At 60.0% G+C, this 21,107-nt stretch carries 21 protein-coding genes; 12 read left to right on the forward strand and 9 right to left on the reverse strand.

The window, feature by feature from the left end:
* Window positions 1-2 precede the first annotated feature (2 nt).
* From C7402_RS10405 to C7402_RS10420, 4 genes are read right to left on the reverse strand one after another with little or no spacing between them, the layout of a single operon-like run.
* Window positions 3-815, reverse strand: coding sequence for an SDR family NAD(P)-dependent oxidoreductase (locus C7402_RS10405; RefSeq protein ID WP_208948924.1), 813 nt, complete (start codon window positions 813-815; stop codon window positions 3-5).
* Window positions 802-1,566: a carboxymuconolactone decarboxylase family protein gene (locus tag C7402_RS10410; protein ID WP_116610584.1), complete on the reverse strand. Its 765-nt coding sequence runs from the start codon at window positions 1,564-1,566 to the stop codon at window positions 802-804. Before C7402_RS10410 ends, C7402_RS10405 begins: the two co-directional genes overlap by 14 nt.
* A 33-nt stretch (window positions 1,567-1,599) precedes the next feature.
* The gene (locus tag C7402_RS10415) at window positions 1,600-2,811 is read right to left on the reverse strand and encodes an SDR family NAD(P)-dependent oxidoreductase (protein WP_116610585.1); all 1,212 of its coding nucleotides are present in this window, start codon (window positions 2,809-2,811) and stop codon (window positions 1,600-1,602) included.
* A 10-nt stretch (window positions 2,812-2,821) separates the two neighbouring features.
* Entirely contained in the window at window positions 2,822-4,471 is a 1,650-nt protein-coding gene (locus C7402_RS10420) for a long-chain fatty acid--CoA ligase (RefSeq protein WP_116610586.1), read from the reverse strand.
* A gap of 322 nt (window positions 4,472-4,793) precedes the next feature.
* Here C7402_RS10420 and C7402_RS10425 point away from each other — a divergent pair, with 322 nt between their 5' ends.
* From C7402_RS10425 to C7402_RS10470, 11 genes are all read left to right on the forward strand, one after another.
* A complete protein-coding gene (locus tag C7402_RS10425; RefSeq protein WP_116610587.1) occupies window positions 4,794-5,855 on the forward strand; it encodes an LLM class flavin-dependent oxidoreductase in 1,062 nt (353 codons plus the stop codon).
* Window positions 5,856-5,881: 26 nt separating this feature from the next.
* Window positions 5,882-6,670 carry a flavin reductase family protein gene (locus tag C7402_RS10430; RefSeq protein WP_112170532.1) on the forward strand — a complete coding sequence of 263 codons (789 nt, stop codon included), beginning with the start codon at window positions 5,882-5,884 and terminating at the stop codon, window positions 6,668-6,670.
* 391 nt (window positions 6,671-7,061) lie between these two features.
* Window positions 7,062-8,252 (forward strand): porin, encoded by a 1,191-nt coding sequence (locus C7402_RS10435; protein ID WP_112170531.1) that lies wholly within the window; start codon window positions 7,062-7,064, stop codon window positions 8,250-8,252.
* A gap of 193 nt (window positions 8,253-8,445) precedes the next feature.
* The gene (locus C7402_RS10440; protein WP_165841859.1) at window positions 8,446-9,522 is read left to right on the forward strand and encodes an alcohol dehydrogenase; all 1,077 of its coding nucleotides are present in this window, start codon (window positions 8,446-8,448) and stop codon (window positions 9,520-9,522) included.
* A gap of 4 nt (window positions 9,523-9,526) precedes the next feature.
* Window positions 9,527-10,972 carry an NAD-dependent succinate-semialdehyde dehydrogenase gene (locus C7402_RS10445; protein WP_116610589.1) on the forward strand — a complete coding sequence of 482 codons (1,446 nt, stop codon included), beginning with the start codon at window positions 9,527-9,529 and terminating at the stop codon, window positions 10,970-10,972.
* A gap of 51 nt (window positions 10,973-11,023) precedes the next feature.
* Complete coding sequence (locus C7402_RS10450; RefSeq protein WP_116610590.1) at window positions 11,024-12,238, forward strand: CaiB/BaiF CoA transferase family protein; 1,215 nt, start codon at window positions 11,024-11,026, stop codon at window positions 12,236-12,238.
* Between the two features lie 104 nt (window positions 12,239-12,342).
* Window positions 12,343-12,642, forward strand: coding sequence for a hypothetical protein (locus tag C7402_RS46250; protein WP_133254455.1), 300 nt, complete (start codon window positions 12,343-12,345; stop codon window positions 12,640-12,642).
* Window positions 12,643-12,784: 142 nt separating this feature from the next.
* Window positions 12,785-13,942, forward strand: coding sequence for an LLM class flavin-dependent oxidoreductase (locus C7402_RS10455; RefSeq protein WP_224043507.1), 1,158 nt, complete (start codon window positions 12,785-12,787; stop codon window positions 13,940-13,942).
* Between the two features lie 33 nt (window positions 13,943-13,975).
* Window positions 13,976-14,764, forward strand: coding sequence for a flavin reductase family protein (locus C7402_RS10460; protein ID WP_112170526.1), 789 nt, complete (start codon window positions 13,976-13,978; stop codon window positions 14,762-14,764).
* Between the two features lie 12 nt (window positions 14,765-14,776).
* The gene (locus C7402_RS10465; protein WP_112170525.1) at window positions 14,777-14,959 is read left to right on the forward strand and encodes a hypothetical protein; all 183 of its coding nucleotides are present in this window, start codon (window positions 14,777-14,779) and stop codon (window positions 14,957-14,959) included.
* 133 nt (window positions 14,960-15,092) lie between these two features.
* Complete coding sequence (locus tag C7402_RS10470) at window positions 15,093-16,085, forward strand: alpha/beta fold hydrolase (protein ID WP_133254456.1); 993 nt, start codon at window positions 15,093-15,095, stop codon at window positions 16,083-16,085.
* A 35-nt stretch (window positions 16,086-16,120) separates the two neighbouring features.
* Here the strand turns inward: C7402_RS10470 and C7402_RS10475 are convergent, their stop codons facing one another.
* From C7402_RS10475 to C7402_RS10485, 3 genes are all read right to left on the reverse strand, one after another.
* Window positions 16,121-16,858 (reverse strand): enoyl-CoA hydratase-related protein, encoded by a 738-nt coding sequence (locus tag C7402_RS10475; protein ID WP_165841860.1) that lies wholly within the window; start codon window positions 16,856-16,858, stop codon window positions 16,121-16,123.
* 249 nt (window positions 16,859-17,107) lie between these two features.
* A complete protein-coding gene (locus tag C7402_RS10480) occupies window positions 17,108-17,425 on the reverse strand; it encodes a DUF4148 domain-containing protein (RefSeq protein ID WP_116610594.1) in 318 nt (105 codons plus the stop codon).
* A 150-nt stretch (window positions 17,426-17,575) separates the two neighbouring features.
* Complete coding sequence (locus C7402_RS10485) at window positions 17,576-18,175, reverse strand: NUDIX domain-containing protein (protein WP_116610595.1); 600 nt, start codon at window positions 18,173-18,175, stop codon at window positions 17,576-17,578.
* A gap of 79 nt (window positions 18,176-18,254) precedes the next feature.
* On the opposite strand from C7402_RS10485, the gene C7402_RS10490 reads away from it, so the two are divergent.
* Entirely contained in the window at window positions 18,255-19,010 is a 756-nt protein-coding gene (locus C7402_RS10490; RefSeq protein ID WP_116610596.1) for a DeoR/GlpR family DNA-binding transcription regulator, read from the forward strand.
* Between the two features lie 8 nt (window positions 19,011-19,018).
* Here C7402_RS10490 and C7402_RS10495 read toward each other — a convergent pair whose 3' ends face one another.
* Together C7402_RS10495 and C7402_RS10500 are read right to left on the reverse strand one after the other, a co-directional pair.
* Window positions 19,019-20,047, reverse strand: a complete 1,029-nt coding sequence (locus C7402_RS10495; protein WP_133254457.1) for an alpha/beta hydrolase — start codon at window positions 20,045-20,047, stop codon at window positions 19,019-19,021.
* 84 nt (window positions 20,048-20,131) lie between these two features.
* Window positions 20,132-21,004: an AraC family transcriptional regulator gene (locus tag C7402_RS10500; RefSeq protein ID WP_116610598.1), complete on the reverse strand. Its 873-nt coding sequence runs from the start codon at window positions 21,002-21,004 to the stop codon at window positions 20,132-20,134.
* Window positions 21,005-21,107 lie beyond the last annotated feature (103 nt).

Raw genomic sequence — 21,107 nt, forward strand, 5'->3', positions numbered from 1 at the left:
AATCAGACGCGCGGAATGTTTGCCATGACAACCTGGCTCAAACCGCCATCGATCAATAGATCCTCGCCATTGACGTAACTGGATCGATCGCTGGCCAAAAAGAGAATCGCCTCTGCCATGTCAATTGAGGTGGCAATCCGGCCACTGGGTACGGCCTCATTGCGTGCGCGCAAACGGCTTTCGTCCTGGTAATAAGCCTCGCTCATTGGCGTGCGTACCAGGCCAGGACTCACGCAATTACTGCGAATGCCATATTGGGCGAGCTCCAGGCAAAGCTGTTTGGAGAGCATCAGGACGCCGGCTTTGCTCACGCTATAGGCAATGCCCTTCGGAATGGCGATGTCCCCGCCAATCGATGCAACATGCACCATGGTTCCGCCTTTGCCCGCATCGCGCATTTGAGCGCCGAATGCCTGTGCGCAGAGGAAAGCGCCCGTCAGATTGATTGACAGCAGACGCTGCCATTCTTCGAGCGACGCATCGAGCAGGGCGACACGGCCACCGCCGCCGATACCTGCGTTGTTGACCAGAACTTGAGCGGGGCCGAGTTCGCGCAACACCGTCTCGGCGGCAAGCGCAACAGAAGCGGCGTCAGATACATCACAGCCGACGGCGATCGCGGTGCCGCCAGCCAGCAGAATGTCGTTGAGGACGTCAGCGCAGATTTCGCTGGTCCGATCCAGGATCGCGACTTTCGCGCCCGCAGCCGCCATTTGCCTCGCCGTTTCCGAGCCGATACCGCCCGCACCGCCGGTGACTACGCAAGTCCGTCCGGAGAAGCCCAGCCAGGACATGGAATTTTCACTGTGACTCATGACCTTGCCCCTCGGCGGATTCGATGATTTCGTTAAGTGAGATTGCGCCCAAGGCAGTGCCATGCACGGAAAGATGCGCGCCAAGCTGAATAACCTGGAGAATCTCCGATGCAGGAATGCCCTTGTTCAAAGCGGCGCGAATATGGAGGCGCACAGCTTCGGGATTAAACGCGGTGAAGCATGCATTCAATGCGATCTGAACGAGCAGGCGTTCGTTATCGCTCAAACCTTTGCCCGTGCCGCCAAATTCAATAAAGTCCATTACCACCTGCGCGTACTCTGCATCGAACCGCGCGAGGTCTTCGATCAATGAGGCAGCGACCGGATGAGCGGCCTTGAATTCGTCACCAATCGGAACGCCGTTGGATTGGCTGTTGTCCGGCTTCTGGGCGCCAAGTTCCTCGGCAAGAATCGCAGTGCCGGCATAAACGGCCTCCAGCCCCTGCATGGCCACCAGATGCAGCACGTCGAGCACATCAAAAGGTGTTGCACCCGCATTCAATGCCCCCTTGAGATGGGTCGTCAGACCCGGCCCGTACATGTGAGCCGATGAAGCGTCGAGCGCCACATAAACAAGTTCCACCATCCGGGGGCTGAGCGGGCCTTTCCTTGCAGGCTGACCCGCATAATCCGCATACCGCTCAAGGAAGGCGGGATGGAGATTCAGAATGGTATCGGTCCAGGGGCGCCAGTATCCGCGTGCGGCAATGAACTTGTCCTTGATCCGTTTTTGTTCCACCGACTGCTCCATCCGCGTCTCCATTTTTTATTGAATACCCGCGATTTAGCGCGCTATCGTCCACGACTGGCCGGTCAGGAATTGCGCCGCCGCGCTCGCCATGTAGCAGGCGATGGGCTGCACCTCGGCGACCGGGGTATGCGCGTGGACTTCGAGCGAGTTGATGCGCAAACCCTTCGAGCCCCATTCGCAAGCCTGTGCCGCGACGAACATGCGTGCTGCCGCTTCGTCACCGCAGGTCGCCCAGTCGTTGGTCTGCGTGGGGAGCAGGAGCGTCAGGCTTGCGTTTTGCGTATGGGATTGAGCGAATCGCTTTGCCGCTTCATGTGCCGCGTTCAGGCGCTGGCCATCCGGTGCGTTCAGCACGGATGCGTCAATAACCGATTGGTACCTGGCGTCCTTATTTTCGGTCTGTAGCGACATCCAGTTTTGGCTGGAGTCCGGGGCATTACCCACGACGGCGATGGTCGTTTCCGTATCCATGGCCAGGACGTCATATTCGGCCGGAGCGCATTGGACGGACCCTCCGTACACCGAAGCCGCACCGTCCACCGACACAGCGGAACCGGAGAGCGGGCGAGCGCCTTCGCTGCCCAGGAAGAACAGGGCTTCGGCCAGTTCGACCGGCTCGGCAATACGACCGAGCGGGGTCTTGCCAGCGGCGCGAGCGGGATCGAGACGGCCCGATTCAATCAGGCGGCGCACGATTTCCGTGCGGACAAAACCCGGGCACAGGGCCGTCACGCCGAGATCCGGACGAGCATGGGCGAGCGCTTTCGTGAATGCGATAACGCCGGTCTTCGTGGGCGAGTAGGCGCCACGGAACGGGATCGCATGCAGCCCGGCGCCCGACGAGACATTGACGACGCGGCCATGCGGCTTGAGCTTCGCTTCCAGCGCCTGGAAAATCAGGCGGGGCGCATCCAGATTCAGACGGACGAGGGGCGCAAACTGTTCTTGCGTCATTGCCGTGAGCGGCAATTGCGTGCTGTCCGACATGCCCGCATTGTTGATGATCGCGTCGAGATGCGGCATATCCGCGGCCAGTGCCGCGATTTCGGTGGACTCCATCAGATTGACGACGCGAATCAAGTGCGGCTCACCCGCCTGCGGTATCTTTTCGATCAAACCCTGCAACGCTTCAGCCTGGTAATCCACCAGCACACAGCGCCAGCCATCTTTGGCGAAGCGCATGGCGGTCGCATAACCGATACCGGAAGCGGATCCCGTAACAAGAACAGTTTTCTGGGCCTGCATAGCCATATCCTTAAGCATTTTCGACATCGGTCGAGAACCTGAAACTCTCGAATTGCTTGCGCAGCGGAAGCTTGTAGAGCTTCCCGGTTGCTGTGTGCGGGAGGGCATCCACGAAGACCACGTCATCGGGAAGCCACCACTTCGCAACGTGATTACGCATGTGCTCCAGCATGGCTTCAGCCGTCACATCCATGCCGTTGCGCTTCACCGCGATGAGCAGCGGGCGCTCCTGCCAGTGCGAGTGGCGCAGACCGATAACAGCCGCCTCTTCAATTGCAGGATGGCTGAGCGCCGCGCTTTCCAGGTCCAGCGACGAAATCCATTCACCCCCCGACTTGATGACGTCTTTCGCGCGATCCGTGATCTTGAGGTAGCCGTCGGCGTTCAACGTTGCCATGTCGCCGGTTGCGAACCAGTCGTTCGCGTCCCATGCGTCGTCCTCGCGGTTGTAATAGGCGCGGGCAATCCAGGGGCCGCGCACTTTCAATTGACCGGTGGTGTGACCGTCATGGGGAAGGCGGTTGCCCTCGTCGTCGAAGATCGCGATTTCGGTGCCGGGCAGCGGACGACCAGCAAGCATTTGAAGGTCGAAGCGCTCATCGAGCGTCAGGTTGTCGTGCCTGGATAGCGGAACGTTCACGGTCACGACAGGACTCGTTTCGGTCATACCCCATGCCTGACACAAGTAGACACCGAAATACTGCTCGAACTTTTCGATAATGCGTCGGGGCGCGGCAGACCCTCCCGAGAGGACGCGGGTCGCTACGATGTCGCGACGACGCTGGTCCGGGTCCACATTCTCCGCGTACTCGAGCAGCGACAGCCAGACGGTGGGGACGCCGCAGGAAACGGTGCACTTCTCGTCGCGAAGCATCGAGTACACGTTCTCGCCAGACAGTTGCGAGCCCGGCAGAATGAGTTTGGCACCGGCCATTGCCGACGAATGCGGGATGCCCCAACCGTTCACATGGAACATGGGGACGATCAGAAGGATGCTGTCGCGGGCACTGATGGCAAAGCTGTCGGCCATGCAGGTGGCCATCGCATGGAGTACGGTTGACCGATGGCTATACAGAACACCCTTGGGCTTGCCCGTCGTGCCCGACGTATAGCACATGGACGACGCGCTATTTTCGTCGAGTTGCGGCCAGGCATAGACGTCACTGCACCCGGCCATCAGCGACTCGTAGCAGGCGAGGCCGGGAACAGCGAGGTCAGGCATCTGGCCGGCTTCGCACAGCGCAATGAAGCCTTTGATATTCGGGCACTGCGGCGCGATCTCCGCCACGAGCTTTGCCAGGCTCACGTCGAAGAACACATGCGTGCTCCCGGAATGATTCAGGATGTAGACGATCTGTTCCGTGAACAGGCGCGGGTTCACGGTCGTCAGGACTGCGCCAGTGCCGCAAACCCCATAGTAGAGTTCGAGGTGGCGGTGCGTATTCCAGGCGAGCGTAGCGACACGCTGACCTACGGCCACACCCAGTGACTGGACGAGATTTGCAACCTGCTTCGCGCGGCCACGAGCGGCAGACCAGGTATAGCGATGGATATTGCCGTCGCCCAGGCTGGATACGATCTCTTGATCGCCATGGTTGCTGGCCGCGTGCTCGATCAAATCGGAGATCAGGAGCTGCCGTTGTTGCATCAGTCCGTTCATTGTCGTCCTGTTTTATCTGTCTAAAGTCTCACTCCATGAGCCCGTTTGCCGAATCAGGCAAACCGGGCCGCAACGTGCCATATACAGGAAGCGCACTGCTCAACCATTGGGGTTAATGCCGAATCTGGATCGGATATATCCCTCCATGGGCGAGGCTACTTTACTACACAGAAGCGCCGCAATCGCGTGAGTATTGATGTCAAATCCGCAATACAGAACGAGACATTCTCTGGGTTGTGTGAGGGTTGCTGAACTGCTTAGAATCCGCTCCAGATTAAGCTCCAGCCAGTAATCCACCTATCATTACAACGGAGATGCCATCGTGGAATTCGGCGTATTTCTTCTCGCGCAGCAGCGCAGCTACGCTCAGACATCGCAGAGCGTCATTCACAATACGATCGAGCAAACGGTCGTGGCCGAGCAAGCGGGCTTCGACGCCGCCTGGTATGCCGAGCACCATTTCAACAACTACTCGCTCTCGCCGTCGCCCCTGATGACGATTGCGCACGCAGCGGCCAAGACGACGAAGATCCGTCTGGGCTCGGCAGTTTGCATCCTGCCCCTGTATCATCCGGCGCGCCTGCTCGCCGAAATCGGGCTGGCAGACACGCTTTCCGAAGGGCGTCTCGAACTGGGCATCGGCTCGGGCTACCAGCAATTCGAATTCGAGCGTTTCGGCTGCAACCTCGCAAACAGCGGTGAGATATTCCACGAGATCTGGGACATCCTCAACAAGGGTCTGAACGAGAAGGTGTTCGACTACAAGGGGAAGCACTTCGAAATGCTGCCGACGTCGGTTGCGATCCGTACGGTGCAGGAAAAGGTGCCGCTCTGGATCACGTCGATGAATCCCGGCACGCTGGGTCGCGCATTCAACGAAAACGTGAACCTGTTCACCACGGTTCTGCACGGCGGCCCCGACGCCCTGCGCGGTTTGCGCGCTCGCCTGGAAGGGCTGGCCTCGGAACTGGGCAAGGATCTCGGCAAGACCAAGATCGGCTTCCTGCGCTGCGGCTTCGCTTCGGACAGCAAGGCCGAAGTCGATGCGTATCTGGATTCGGCACGCTGGGCGCGTCGTATTTCGGAATCGCTCAAGGATCGTCGCATGGACATGGACGACGGTTACCTCGTCAAGGAAACGCCGTGCGCCGCCGACATGACGCTCGACCAGCTCCGCGCCAATCTGCCGGTCGGCTCGGTGAATGAAGTGATCGACAAGCTGCTCACGGAAATCGACATCCTGAAGCCGAACCACATTGCGCTGCAAACGCAGCTTGGTGACTGCGACCAGAAGACGATGCTCAAGCAGATCGAGCTCTGGGGCGACAAGATCATCCCGGCAGTGCGCAAGGAACTGGCGCGCAACGACAAGCTCGCGGCTTAAAAGAACGGAATAGAAAGACTACGGCTATGCGTCTACATTTGACGAACAGTGGTGCGATTACTCTGATTGCGCCGTCGCACTTCAAGCAATTCGAAGTCTTGGTAGACGAGCAGCCTGACTCCCTGCTGAATCAGGCGATTGCGCGAGTTGGCGAACGTGCTGACGACGAGCACGTCTGGGTCAATCCCCAGGTGATTCGATTCCTGTCCGGTAAGGCCGGGGACGCTGAATGGGAAGCCGGCTTCGAAGCCATGGTGGGTTTCGCCACGAAATTCAACTGGGTCAACGAAGACGGCCTGATTCGCGCTCACATCGTGCGCAACGAGACCTCGGCCGGTAGTTCTGTCGACGATTTCAAGGCGGCCATGCGCATGCTACCGGCGGGCGTGTCCGCGATCACGACGGGAGATATCGCCAATCCGAACGGTATGGTGGTATCGAGCTTGACGGCGATTTCGGCTGAGCCGCCGTTGGTCGGCTTCTTCGTGCACCGCGATTCATCCATGCTCGAGCCGCTGAAATCCAATGGCAGGTTCGTCGCCAACATCCTGGGCCAGGCGCACCACGACGTGGTGACGAAGTTCCTGAAGGAGCCGCAGGGTTGCCCGCGCTTTGCCAACGGGCAGTGGGATTCGGGTCTGGACGGCCTTCCCATCCTGGTTGACGCGTTGGCCAATGTCGAGTGTGACGTCATCCACACGACGACCTTGGGCACACATGAGATGTTCGTGGGCAAGATCCGCAAGACGACTACCGACGATGCAGGGTCGCCGATGGTGAACTTCAACGCGGGGATTCGCGGTCTGGCGCAGTAATCGGCGCAGCTGGTTTCCAGAAAACCCTGATTGGGGCGCGCTGAAACGCTGCTTTTTCGAAGCGAGACATGTTCGCGGCCATAGGAAGGGGCAGCGGAGGCGAAAAGCGCCTGATGCGGCATGCGAACCGCTCGAGCGAGAACACCGAAGTCGTCAAGGACCTGCCGCGCATTGAGAGAAGCGTCGCGAACATCGATCATACTTTTTTGTTAATTTTTGAGTTTTAAAAAATTAATGGCGTGAAAAATAGATTCAAGCGCTCGGTTTGCTTTTTGTAGTGCTGTTGTCCAGAGGTTGAAAAAAGCTCGCTTTTTCAAACTCTTTGCCTCTTGCAGATGAGTATCGGTTGTGTTCGATAATTCAATTAATAGAAATAAATTGGAGACATTCAATGAAAAAGACTTTCGCTGCTGCCGCATTGGCAACGTTTGCCGCTGCGGCACACGCACAAAGCTCGGTGATGGTGTACGGTATTCTCGACCAGGCTCTTACGTACACGAACAACACCGGCACGACGAATGCAAACGGCACCGTTACGCCGGCCGGCTCGAAGTTCGCCATGGATTCGCTCTCCGGTACGGCGGGGTCGCGCTGGGGTATCCGTGGTGACGAAGATCTGGGCGGCGGTCTTCACACGATCTTTACCTTGGAATCGGGCATCAACCTGCCGACCGGTGGCTTGGGCCAAGGCGGTCTGACGTGGGGTCGTCAGATTTTCGTCGGCCTGCGAAGCGCACAATACGGTCAGGTGACGATGGGCCGTCAGTACGATTCGGTCTACAACTTCACGATGGTGCTGGATGCCGGTTCGCTGGCCTCGAACGGCGCCTCCATGCATGCGGGCGACCTGGACAACGCCGCAATCAACCTGCGCGAAAACAATTCGATCCGCTACCTGAGCCCGAACATCAAGGGGCTGACGTTCGGCGGCGGGCTTGCCCTTGGCGGCGTCGCGGGTGACATAACCAATGGCCTGCAATACAACTTCGGCGCGCAATACGATACGGGCGTGGGCCTGAAGGTCGGTGCGGCCTATGAGTTCTTCAAGAATCCGACCGGCCCGACGAGCAGCACGGGCTGGTTCACGTCGAATGGCTCGGGCACGCTGCTGAGCCATCAACTGGACGCCGGCTACACCAGCGCGAAGTCATACCAGATCGCGATGGTGGCCGCGCAGTACACGAAGGGCGCGTGGACGTTCGCCGGCTCGTGGTCGAATGCCCAGTTCGGCAATATGACCGCATTCAACGGTGCAGCGGTCACGTTCAACACCTTCGATCTGGGTGCCCAGTACATGTGGACGCCTTTCTTCTCGACGGCAGTGGGCTGGAACTACCAGACTTCGGCTGGCGTGACGAAGACCGACGGCACGAAGGTCGGCAACCAGCACTCGAACCAGTTCTACATGCGTACTTCGTACGATCTCTCGAAGCGCACGATGCTGTACGTTGCGGTTGGCTACCAGGACGCGCGAGGCGTGAACTCGCAAGGCGGCAGCGCCGTGGCCGACATCGACAACATCGTGGATAGCTCGACGGGCAAGCAGGTTGTCGCGCGACTTGGCATTCGTCACAGCTTTTAAGCACCGTAGCCACGCAGTCTGGTGGTTCACGAAGTATCAATCTGTTTAGTTGTACATGTGAATCAATATCCATGACCGTACGTCTGAACAAGACCTCCGGTCATGGACCATTTCCAGCCTTTGCTACCGACGTACAGGCAAAGGCCGATAACCGCGGCACGGCGACACGCATGAGCCAATGAGGAACAACGCAATGTTTAGCTACGACGTCATCGAACATGGAAAGCCGCTACAGGCGAAGCTGCGTGAGACCCCGGTACCGAAAGGTCGGGAAGTCCTCGTCAAGATCACGCATGCCGGCCTGTGCCATTCGGACATCCACCTGTGGGAAGGCTACTTCGATATGGGCGGTGGCAAGAAGGCCATGCTGAGCGACCGTGGCGTGCGCCCGCCGCTTACGCTCGGCCACGAACCGCTCGGTATCGTCGTTGCGTGTGGCGAAGCGGTGACCGAGGTCGCCGTCGGCCAGAAGAAGCTGGTGTTTCCGTGGATCGGTTGCGGCGCGTGCTGGGCATGCGAATCCGGCCGAGCGAACCTCTGCGCGCAGCCGCGCAACATCGGGATTGCCGCACCGGGCGCGTTCGCTTCACATCTGCTGGTTCCGGACGAAAAGTATCTCGTTGACGTCGAAGGCATCGACGACGCGTTTGCGGCAACGCTGGCCTGCTCGGGGCTGACTTCGTATGCGGCGGTGGCGAAACTGCCGCAGACCTGTGCCGGTGACTGGGTCGCCGTGATTGGTTGCGGAGGCGTGGGCATGTCCGCCATCTCGATCCTGCGCGCGCGTGGCGTTGAGAACGTGATCGCCTGCGATGTCGACGAAGAAAAGCTCGCCGCAGCGCGCAAGCTGGGTGCCACGAAGACGTTGCGTTCGAATCACGACCAGGCGGGGGCGGAACTGCTGGAATTGACGGGCGGCCGTCTGGCCGGCGCGATCGATTTCGTCGGCATGCCGCGTACCTTCGCCCTTGCGAATACGGCTCTGCGCAAGGGGGGCACGTACGTGATCGTTGGATTGCACGGGGGCGAGCTTTCCCTGCCCATGCCGCCGATCGCACAGCGATCGCTAGCCATCGTCGGCTCGTTCGTCGGCACGCTCGCGGACCTGAAGGAGACCGTTCAGCTTGCGAGAAGCGGCAAGCTGTTGCCTCCGCCGTTGAGTATGCGCAGTGCGAAAGACATCAACGACGCGTTCGAAGACCTGAACAACGGCCGCGTGGTTGGCCGCACGGTGCTGGATTTTGCCAACATTGAAGCAGCCGGGGCGTAAGCAGATGGACAACGCGTATTGCGAACCCGTCCAGCTTCTGATTGCTGGCGAATGGTGTCCGGGTAGTCAGGACCGGACGATCGACGTTGTCAATCCGGCTACGGGCCGCGTGATCGGAACCGTGGCACGTGCCGGGAAAGAAGACCTCCAGCGAGCAGTCGCGGCGGCTGTACGCGGTTTCAACGTGTGGAAGAACACACCCGCAATCGAGCGTGCTGCCATCATGCGCAAGGCCGCTTCGCTCATGAAAGAGCGTTGTGAGCCCATCGCGCGACTGATGACGCTCGAACAGGGGAAGCCGCTAAACGAGTCGCGCGCCGAGGTGCTGAATGCCGCGGACATCATCGAGTGGTTTGCCGATGAGGGACGCAGAACGTACGGCCGGATCGTGCCGCCGCGCCATATCGGCGTCCAGCAGTGGGTCGTGCGTGATCCCGTGGGACCGGTCGCGGCATTCACGCCGTGGAATTTCCCGATCAATCAGGTCGTGCGGAAGCTGAGCGCGGCGCTGGCATGCGGCTGTTCTGTTCTCGTGAAAGCGCCCGAGGAGACGCCTGCGTCTCCTGCCGCGCTCGTGCGGGCATTTGTCGACGCGGGCGTGCCGGCCGGCGTGGTCGGACTCGTCTACGGCGATCCGGCTGAGGTCTCGCAGTATCTGATTTCGCACCCGGACATCCGCAAAGTCACGTTCACCGGATCGACTGCGGTTGGCAAGCAACTGGCAGCGCTCGCGGGCGCCCACATGAAGCGGGCAACGATGGAACTCGGCGGGCATGCGCCCGTGATCGTGGCTGAGGATGCCGACATCGAACTGGCTGTCCGGGCAGCGGGCGCGGCCAAGTTCCGCAACGCAGGCCAGGTCTGCATTTCGCCGACCCGTTTCCTTGTGCAGAAGAACGTCGTGGAAGCGTTCTCCGTTGCGATGGCAAACTTCGCGAAGGAAATAACGGTTGGCGACGGCTTGAAGAGCGATACCACCATGGGGCCGCTCGCCAACAGCCGACGTCTTGCGGCGATCGAATCGTTTGTCAGCGATGCGCGCGAAAAAGGTGCCACCGTGCTCGCGGGCGGAGAACGATGCGGAAGTGACGGCTACTTCTTCGCGCCGACGGTGCTTGCCGACGTACCTCGTGACGCTGCGGTTTTCAACGATGAACCGTTCGGGCCGCTCGTGGCCATTACGAGTTTCGATTCGCTTGATGAGGCAATCGAGGAAGCAAACCGGCTGCCGTACGGACTGGCGGGTTATGCGTTCAGCCAGTCGTTCAAGACGATTCACGCGCTTTCGCGCTCACTCGAACTGGGCATGCTGTGGGTCAACCAGCCGGCAGCACCGTTCGTCGAACTGCCGTTCGGCGGCGTGAAAGATTCAGGCTATGGGTCTGAAGGCGGCCCCGAGGCGCTGGACGCGTATCTCGTATCGAAAACTGTTTCGGTGCGAGCAGTCTGACCGCCGGTACGCGCGATCACGGTCATTTTCCATGCAATGAGGAACGATTCAATGGCTTCAGAAAACAGGGCGTTGCCGCTTGCCGGCGTGCGCGTGCTCGATCTTTCTCGTGTGCTGGCCGGCCCGTGGTGCGCCATGGTGCTCGGTGACCTGGGCGCGGAGGTCATCAAGGTCGAGCATCCTGGGCGCGGCGACGACACGCGCGACTGGGGCTTGCGCATCGGCCGCACGGAAACGGCCTATTTCAATAGCGTGAACCGCAACAAGCGTTCGCTCACGCTTGATCTGCAAACGCCGGAAGGACAGCAGATCGCGCGCGATATTGCCAGGAATTCCGATGTCGTCATCCAGAATTTCAAATTCGGCGGCGCGGAGAAACTCGGCCTCGGCTACGAGCAATTGAAACGCGAAAACAGCAAGCTCGTTTATTGCTCGATTTCCGGCTATGATCGCGCCGGCCCGGAAGCGGAGCGCCCCGGCTACGATTTGCTCGTGCAGGGCGAAGCCGGATTGATGGCGTTGAATGGCGAAGCCGAACGGCCGCCGCTCAAGTTCGGCATTGCCGCCGTGGATCTTTTCACCGGCATGTACTCGGCGCAGGCGATTCTCGCCGCGCTCTACGAACGCGAGCGCACCGAGCGCGGGCGTCACATCGAAATGGCGCTGTTCGACTGCGGGCTCATGATCACGGCCTATTACGGACTCGAAGCGCTCGTGGCCGGCGAGGACCCGCCGCGCTTTGGCAACGAGCATCCGTCGATCGTACCGTATGGCGTATTCGAAGCCGCCGATGGCCCGCTCGTGGTCGCGGTGGGCAACAACGGCCAGTACGAACGCTTTTGCCGCGAAGTGCTGCTGCGCCCGGATCTGGCCGACGACGCGCGCTTCAAGACCAATATCCTGCGCTCGCAGAACCGCGCCGCGCTGCTGCCCGAAGTCCGCCAGGCCATTGCCGCCGAAAAGCGCGTTGCGCTGCTCGACAAGCTCGCGAGTGCGGGCATTCCATGCGGCGAGGTGGCCGGCCTGCGCGAAGCGCTGCTTTCGCCGCGCGCGACGCAAGCGGGGCTTCTGACCACGCAGCCGCACCCGCATACGGAATCGGGCACGACGCCGGTGCTCGCGCCGCCCTGGCGCTTCGACGGCGAGCGCATGCCCGTGCGGCGCGCGCCGCCGCAACTGGGCGAGGGCACGCACGACGTGCTGCAAGGCGTGCTGGGCTACAGCGCGGAGCGTATCGCCGACCTGGCGAGCCGGGGCGTGGTGTGACCTGACTTGACGCGGCGCGAGCCCCAACGGGGCGACGCGCTGTTCATTCCGCCAGCTCGAAGTCCGAACGCCGCGCATCACGTTGACCTACCGCCGCGTGGCGCTTGTCGAGTCCGATTGGCCATAACGTTCAGCGGTTTCACGCTGCTGTTCGAGGCGATGGCGTTGACGCGCGGCCGCCCGATGCCGCCGCCATCAAGCCGTTCTCCACTCACTCGCGAGCACACCGCACAGCATCTGAACCGATTAGCTCGGTCAGCATCGACATGTCGCCTGCTTCCCGCGAAGTGATCAGCCAACGTCTGCTGAAAGCGCGCATCACCGTCGCGAAACTTCACAACATCGATTTCTTCGCGCTCCAGGATCGTGTGCTGCGCATCGCGACTCGTTCATGGAACGATTGAAGGTATGCCAATTCCCTTCTGGGCCAGCGCCCCAGAACTGAAATCTCTCCTTTTTGGCAAACGTACTTTACTACGTACAAGAAACGCAATCTGAAGAGTATTGATGTCAAATTCTTAATTCAGAAAGCGAGATTCTTGGATTGTGCTGGATTCGTCGAACTACTTAGAATCGATTCCAGTGGAGATCCAGCCAGTAATCGACCATCCAGCTAACCATTACAACGGAGACGTCATCATGGAATTCGGTGTATTTCTTTTGGGCCAGCAACGCTCGTACGCGCAGACTTCGCAGAGCGTGATTCACAATACGATCGAGCAGACGGTTGTCGCCGAACAGGCCGGTTTCGATGCCGCGTGGTACGCAGAGCACCACTTCAACAACTACTCGCTCTCGCCGTCGCCCCTGATGACGATCGCCCACGCAGCGGCCAAGACGACAAAGATCCGTCTGGGCTCGGCGGTTTGCATTCTGCCCCTGTATCACCCGGCACGTCTGCTCGCTGAAATCGGTCTCGCAGACACGCTCTCCGAAGGCCGTCTCGAACTGGGCATCGGCTCGGGCTACCAGCAATTCGAATTTGAGCGCTTCGGCTGCAACCTCGCAAACAGCGGTGAGATCTTCCACGAAATGTGGGACATGATTAACCACGGCCTGGGCCAGAAGGTCTTCGACTACAAGGGGAAGCATTTCGAAATGCTGCCGACGTCGGTTGCGATCCGCACCGTGCAGAAAAAGGTGCCGCTCTGGATCACGTCGATGAACCCGGGCACGCTGGGCCGCGCATTCAAGGAAAACGTGAACCTCTTCACTACGGTCCTGCACGGCGGCGACGACGCGCTGCGCGGTTTGCGCGCTCGCCTTGAGGGGCTGGCCACGGAACTGGGCAAGGATCTCAGCAAGACCAAGATCGGCTTCCTGCGCTGTGGATTTGCATCGGATAACGAATCGGACATCACGGCGTATCTCGATTCGGCACGCTGGGCGCGTCGTATTTCGGAATCGCTGAAGGATCGTCGCATGGACATGGACGACGGCTACCTCGTGAGGGAAACGCCGTGCGCCGCCGACATGACCCTCGACCAGTTGCGCGCCAATCTGCCGGTCGGCTCAGTGAATGAAGTGATCGACAAACTGCTCACTGAAATCGAAATCCTGAAGCCGAACCACATTGCGCTGCAAACGCAGCTTGGTGACTGTGACCAGAAGACGATGCTCAAGCAGATCGAGCTCTGGGGCGACAAGATCATCCCGGCAGTGCGCAAGGAACTGGCGCGCAACGAAGCGGCAGTGTTCGCTTGATCAATCAGTAAGCAAGAAATACGGAGACCTGTCATGCGTCTACATTTGACGAATAGTGGTGCGATTACTCTGATTGCGCCGTCGCACTTCAAACAATTCGAGCTTTTGGTAGACGAGCAGTGTGGCTCCTCGTTGGATGCAGCGATTGCGCGAATCGGTGAGCGTGCCGATGAAGAGCATGTGTGGGTCAATCCCCAGGTCATTCGATTCCTGTCCGGTAAGGCCGGGGATGCTGAATGGGAATCCGGCTTTGGCGCTATGGTGGGTTTCGCCAGGAAGTTCAACTGGGTCAACGAAGAAGGCCTGATTCGGGCTCACATTGTGCGCAATGAGAGCCCGGCCGGCAGTTCTGTTGACGATTTCAAGGCGGCCATGCGCATGCTCCCGGCGGGCGTGTCCGCGATCACGACGGGAGATATCGCCAATCCGAACGGTATGGTGGTATCGAGCCTGACGGCGATCTCGGCTGAGCCGCCGTTGGTCGGCTTCTTCGTGCACCGCGATTCATCCATGCTCGAACCGCTGAAAACCAATGGCAAGTTCGTGGCCAACATCCTGGGCCAGGCGCACCACGACGTGGTGACGAAGTTCCTGAAGGAACCGCAGGGCTGCTCCCGTTTTGCTAACGGGCAATGGGGTTCGGGTCTGGACGGCCTTCCGGTCCTGGTTGACGCGTTGGCCAATGTCGAGTGTGACATCATCCACACGACGGCTTTGGGCACACACGAGATGTTCGTGGGCAAGATCCGCAAGACGACCACCGACGATGCAGGATCGCCGATGGTGAACTTCAACGCGGGGATTCGCGGTCTGATGCAGTAATCGGAGGTGCAGATGGTCACGCAAGACAGGAATTTCAATGCGGCCCAGCAAGGGGCGAACGCAATCACCGAAGGGTTCCGGCACGCGGTCGTCTCTGCGTTCGCGAGCCCCAGAGATTACGGGTTCGAGTTGTCCAGCCATTTCGGTGACGGTGCTGTGGAACTGGTGAATTTCCGGGTGCAAGGAAAGGCCTGATTCCCGAACCATCGTTCCTCTTCAAGCCCTCCTGGACGCAAATCCAGGAGGGCTTTTTCATCACGAGTCTATCGACCTGACCCTCATCTCGTGGCTTGTCCGGGAATGTCAAATCAATTGCGTGCGGCCCGTCGTGGAATGGCAAAAAGAACATCGCTTTTCCACGTTGGAACCGGGTCTGAATCGTTACGCCAAGAAGGGAAGTCTGACTATGACTATTGCGAGTCCGAAGGACGAAATCCGGCGCCTCGCGTGCAGCGGCGAAAAATATACGGTCTTCTGGGGAACCATACCCGTCGTGTGGCGGAAATTCGGTTCGGGCTCACCGCTGGTGCTCATTCACGGCGGGTATGGAAACTGGCTGCACTGGGTCAAGAATATCGAACCTCTCTCGTGGAAGCACACTGTCTGGGTACCGGATCTTCCTTCGATGGGCGAATCAGGCACCATGGTCGAGAATGAGGATCCGATGGCCGCATTGAAGGACATGGCAGCAGCGCTAGTCGCTACGTTTTCCCAATTGGTTGATCCGGAGACGGAAATTGATATCGCGGGCTTTTCATTGGGCGGCGTTATCACTGCCTTGTTTGCACAGCAGTGGACCACGATTCGACGGATGGCTCTCCTCGGGACCAGCGGCCACGGTCAGGGGCGCCGCCAAACGAAAGACATGATTTCCTGGCGCAAGCTCGACGGCCGGGCACAGCAAGACGCATTCCGGCATAACCTCATGTCGTTGATGCTTCAACGCTCCGCCTGCGCCGATGACCTGGCGCTCGAAGTTTATGAAGCGACCTGCCGCGAGTGCCGCTTTCGTGGTGGGAAGCTTACGCGCCAAAGTATCGTACATGACATGCTGGAGACGTTCAGGAGTCCAATTCTATTCATCTGGGGTGAGGGCGACGTGACCGCGAATTACCCGGCCAAGGTCGCAGACTGGCTCTCACGAGGTCGTCGCGGCCGCAAGTGGGCGGTTCTCCCCGGCGGACACTGGATTCAATATGAGAACGCCGATACGGTGAACCAGATGCTTCTCTGCTGGTTCAGTGATTTCGCCAGCTCTTGTGCTTCCGTCAATGTCGACGGAGCCGGGGAAAGCGGTAGCGGCGAGGGCGACGAACAATGAAAACCCAGCCTTGAGCCGGGTTTGCTACTCGTGGTTCACTTCTTGCCGAAGCTTGCAATAATCGCTTTCGATTCAGCGGAATCGAGCAGCGTTTCGAACTCGTACAGTTCAGATCTGAACAACGCGTTCATGCCTTCGAAGGCATGGCTCTTGAGCAGCGCCTTGGTTTTGGCAACCGAGGCTTTGGGCATCGTTGCCAATTTCTCTGCGCGCTCGCGAGCATAGGAGAAAAGCTGTTCCGTCGGGAGCACGCGGTTGACGAGGCCGGTGCGGAGTGCATGCTCGGCGTCGAACGTCTCGGCAAACAACATCGCTTCGGCGGCCAGTCGGTAGCCAGCGGTCATCGGTGCCAGTCGGCTGGACCCGAATTCCGGGCTCACACCGATTTTGGTGAACGGCATGCCGAATTTCGCATTGGCCGCCGCGTACACGACGTCGCAGTGATACAGGAGTGTCGTACCGATACCCATCGCCGGGCCCGCGACAGCGGCGATCAGGGGTTTCGTCAGGGCATTGACCGTATCCATGAAGATCAACACCGGGCGATAACCTTCATGGGTTGCGGATTCGGATTTCAGGTCTTTTCCAGCCGTAAATATATCGGCTTGGCCACGAATGAGAAGCACTCGGACTTCAGGATCGTTCTCGGCTTGGGTAAATGCTTCGCTTAGCCTGGCATAGGCATTGTCGTCCAGGGCGTTCTTGCGCTCGCGTCGATTGATTTCGATTTCGGCAACACCATTGGAAACGGAATAGAGAACGGGAAGTTGCACTGCCTGGCTCCTTGTAGCTTTAAAAATATGCCTGGTCGATGTAATCTCGACTGGGGTTTTGATGTTCAGGTTGATATTTTACGGGCTACGAAGCAGTTTCGATATAGGCGTGGACTTGAGATGTCCGAACGCCGTTGCCGAACGTTGGGGCGTGTCAGTGGCGAGGCGGGGGGGCGAAACGGCATGGGAAGACAGCAAAGAACATTGCCGACGTTCTTTGCTGTCTGAACTTATTGTTGTCTGATTGCGCTACGGATTGACGATGGTGATGGTGCTTCTGATGTTGCAACGCTGGCTCCATTCGGCCTGGCCTCCACCGTTGGCCTGCACGGCTTGCTTGCAGGCCGATCGTCGTTGCGCTTCGAGAACATCGTCGGGGTACAGGATATTGGTGGTGATCTCGGGGCGATACCCGACAGCCTTTAGATCAATCACCTGCTGCCGGACTTCGGCGCGGGTCAGAGGTTGGGGGCCGTCCAGGTAGTTGGGCGACGATTGCGCAAAGGCTGCGGAGCCAGCGAACAGCACACCTAAGCCAGCGATCTTGATGCCGCGTTGCAGATTCATATTCCCTCCGTCGACGTGGGTAATGGTTGACAACGGGACTGCCGAAGGCCAAGGAAGTATAGACCCCTATTCCAAATGAGCAAGGATGGGGGCACGGTGCGATGCGTCAAGGCCCCCGATGCATGATGCGGCGGCCAATCCGTTGCGGCTTCACCTTGTGTGTCCTTGCGGACGTTGAAGGAGCGCGGCGTGCTGCAATAGCATAATCGTCTTGCCATCCACGATCTCGCCACGCTCGATCATGTTGAGCGCTTCGTTCAACGGCACCTCGACCACGTCCAGGTCCTCGCCTTCTTCCGCCACGCCGCCGCCCGCGCCGGGGCGCTCGGCCGGATCGTATTCGCCCATGTAGAAGTAAAGCTTCTCCGTCACCGAACCGGGGCTCATGTATGCCTCGAACACCTTGCGCAGATTCCTCACACGGTAGCCTGTTTCCTCCTCGACCTCGGCGCGGATGCGCTCGTCCGGCGCGGCGTCGTCGAGCAGGCCGGCGGGCGCCTCGATCATCATGCCGTCATGTCCGTTCACGAACGTCGGCATGCGGAATTGCCGCGTGAGCACGACGTTGCCGCTCTTCGGATCGCGCAGCAGGATGGTCGCGCCGTTGCCGCGGTCGTAGGTTTCGCGGCTCTGGCGCTGCCATGTGCCGTTGCTGCGCAGGAAGTCGAAGGTCACTTTTCTCAGCACGTACCAGTCGTCGGACAGCACGGTGGTTTCGATCATCTTCACGCGGTCTTGGGTTGCAATCATGTATTCCTCCTTGGTCAGCTTTCCCTGTTCATGGTATCGTGCAGATTCGTGCAAGATCAAGAAAATTCGTGCAATAGCCATGCTCACAGATCAAAGAAAGAAAGCGATACTCGAAGCGCTCCGGCGCGAGGGTCAGGTGCTCGCGGGCGAATTGAGCGCGAGGTTCGGCGTTTCCGAGGACACGGTGCGGCGCGACCTGCGCGAACTGGCCGCCGAAGGGCTGCTACAGCGTGTGCATGGCGGCGCGCTGCCGGCTTCGCCGGCCGTGGCGCCCATTGCGCAGCGGCGCGGCATGGAGGTGGCGGCGAAGCGGCGCATCGCGCAAAAGGCGGCGGCCATGATCGCGCCGGGGCAGGTCGCGATCGTCGACGGCGGGACGACTTCGGCGCTGCTCGTGGAGAGTCTGCCCGCCGACCTCCAGGCGACCATCGTGACGCATAGCCCAGGCGTTGCGGTGGCGCTCGCGGAGCATCCGTGCATCGAGGTCGTGCTGATCGGCGGGAAGCTCTACAAGCATTCGGTGGTGACGGTCGGGGCGGCGGCCGTGGAGGCCATCTCGCACATTCGCGCGGACCTGTATTTCATGGGCGTGACCGGCGTGCATGCGGAGGCCGGACTGAGCACCGGCGACTTCGAGGAGTCGTACGTCAAGCGCGCACTCGCCGCGCGCGCGGCGGAAACGGTCGTGCTTGCCTCGGCCGCCAAGCTCAATGCCGCTTCGCCATATTGCATCGGGCCCGTCGGCATGGCGCAGACGATCGTGGTCGAGCGTACGGCAGATGCGACGCTGATCGAGCCGATCGAAGCGGCCGGGGTGACGGTGGTGCGCGCTTGAAGGGGCAACTACGCCATATCAGCGACATCGGATGTGGCGCGCGATGAATGGGTTTGCGCAGGTTGCGCCAGCCATTCGATCAGCATGTCCAGCACGGCGGCGCTCGTGAAGATCCCGAAGTGGTTCGTGTCGGGGAGAACCTTGAAGAGGCTCGCAGGAGATTCCCGAGCGAACAGCGTTTGCAGGCGTTCGGCATCGACGGCCTCGTCATGTTCGCCGATCAGCACAATCGCTTTGTCCGCGAGCTTGCGCAAATCGGCAACGTACCGCTGACGAGGGTGATAAGACGTCGTGAGGCGGTATGAATAGGAAAGCGTCTCGGTGCCGTCCCAGAATCGCGCGGGCTTGTTGAAGTCGATGACGGGAAGCGCATTGAATCCGCGAATGCCGAATGCATTCAGAATGACGAGGCCGATCAGGCGCCGCATATGAAGTTGCGCCCAACCTCCGGACGACCCTGTCCTGAGGGTCGGCGAAGCGGGAATGACGGGGCTCGACGCCAGGAACCGCGAAACGAGGTGGCCGTGCGCTCCGCCCGCAAAGCGGACCACGAATCCGCCACCGCTGGAGTGGCCGCCGAGGACGATCGGTCCACGGCGGTTCTGTCTGCGCAGTTCGGCGATCAGGTCGGCAATGTCGTCCTCGAACTGGCCGATGTACTCGACATCGCCCCGATGCCGGCCGGACTGGTAGTGCCCCCGTAGATTCGGCAGGATGACTTTCGCCGCGCCGGATGCGCTCACCGCGCGGGCCAGCGCATGGTAGGAGCGCCCGTGATAGGACGATCCGTGTATGAAGATCAAAATCTGATCGGCTGACGAATCGTAGAAGCGATAGGCGAGTGGCTCGCCGTCCCGCGCGGGGTATCGCAGGAGCGGCGGCAATTCGGCATCGGGCGGCAGTTGCAGCGTCGCAAATCCGAATACGTCGTCGTCCACCGGCGCGCTGCGCGACGTGCTCGCTGCCATCGCAATGGCGGCGAAAATAATCAGGATAACTATAGAAATAAGAATCCCTGCTCCAGGCAATAGTGTCACAAGCGTCTCCAGCGTTCAGTTCAGTTGAGCCATTGCGGAAGCAGGGATTCGCCGCGGCCTGCGCGGTCATTCACCCGTTCCCCGTCACGCCAATGGAATGTAGATGTCGGTCTGCCATTGCTCTTGCGGCGTCTCAGGAGAGATGCTCAGGTAGTGGAAAAACAGCGGGTGATCCCTCAGTTCTTCGCCGCTGCCGGGAAGCCAGTCGCGATAGATCGGGTAGATCGTCTCGCCGACATGGTCGGTCGATCCCGTATGGCGGACCACCGCGCACCGGCCGCCGGGAATGACGAGTTCGTGCACGTTCCACGCATTGGGCCTGACCGGCTCCTCGATCTCGCCGCAAATGTCGAAGCGGAATTCGTCGCCAGGCGTCGTGTCGGGATTGCTGCGCGGAATGCCGAAGGTCCGGCTCGCGGGCAGCGGCGACTGCCCGCTTTGCTTGCGCCAATCGATAAATTTGCGCACGCTTTCATTGATGAGCCCGATCGGCCCGTGATGGCCGAGCGCGGCGACCCGGGTTTCGACGAAATCGACAATTTGTACCTGCATGTTCATTTTCCTTGAAAGATAAGGGACGACAAAAGTCGCACCCCAGACCTGCCAGTTTGGTTGCTGCCGGAATGCACTGGGCGTCATGCCGAACGAGCGCTTGAACGCGCGACTGAACGCTTCGGGGCTGTCGAAGCCCGCATCGAACGCGGCGTCGAGTACCGGGTAGGCTTCGTGTGAAGCCAAACGGTGCGCGGCGCGACGTAAGCGCATGAGCTGCACGTAGCGCGCGACCGGCACCCCCACATACGCCGCGAACTGGCGGTGAAAATGGAACTTCGAGAAATGCGCGATCCGGCTGAGCGCATCCACCGACAGGTCGCCCTCGAGGTTCACGTCGATGTAGGCAAGAATGGCGTCGAAGCGCTTCGTGTAGGCGGTTGCGGCGTCAGCATGAACTAGCATGGTTTCGGTCTGGGTTTGGGTCGTGCGATCTGCAATATGGTGGCTGACGGTGCGAACCTGCGCCTAGCCGATCTTGCTCGATCAGGGTTCATGCATTGTCAAC

It is taken from the genome of Paraburkholderia unamae (assembly GCF_003096875.1).
GTDB lineage: Bacteria > Pseudomonadota > Gammaproteobacteria > Burkholderiales > Burkholderiaceae > Paraburkholderia > Paraburkholderia unamae.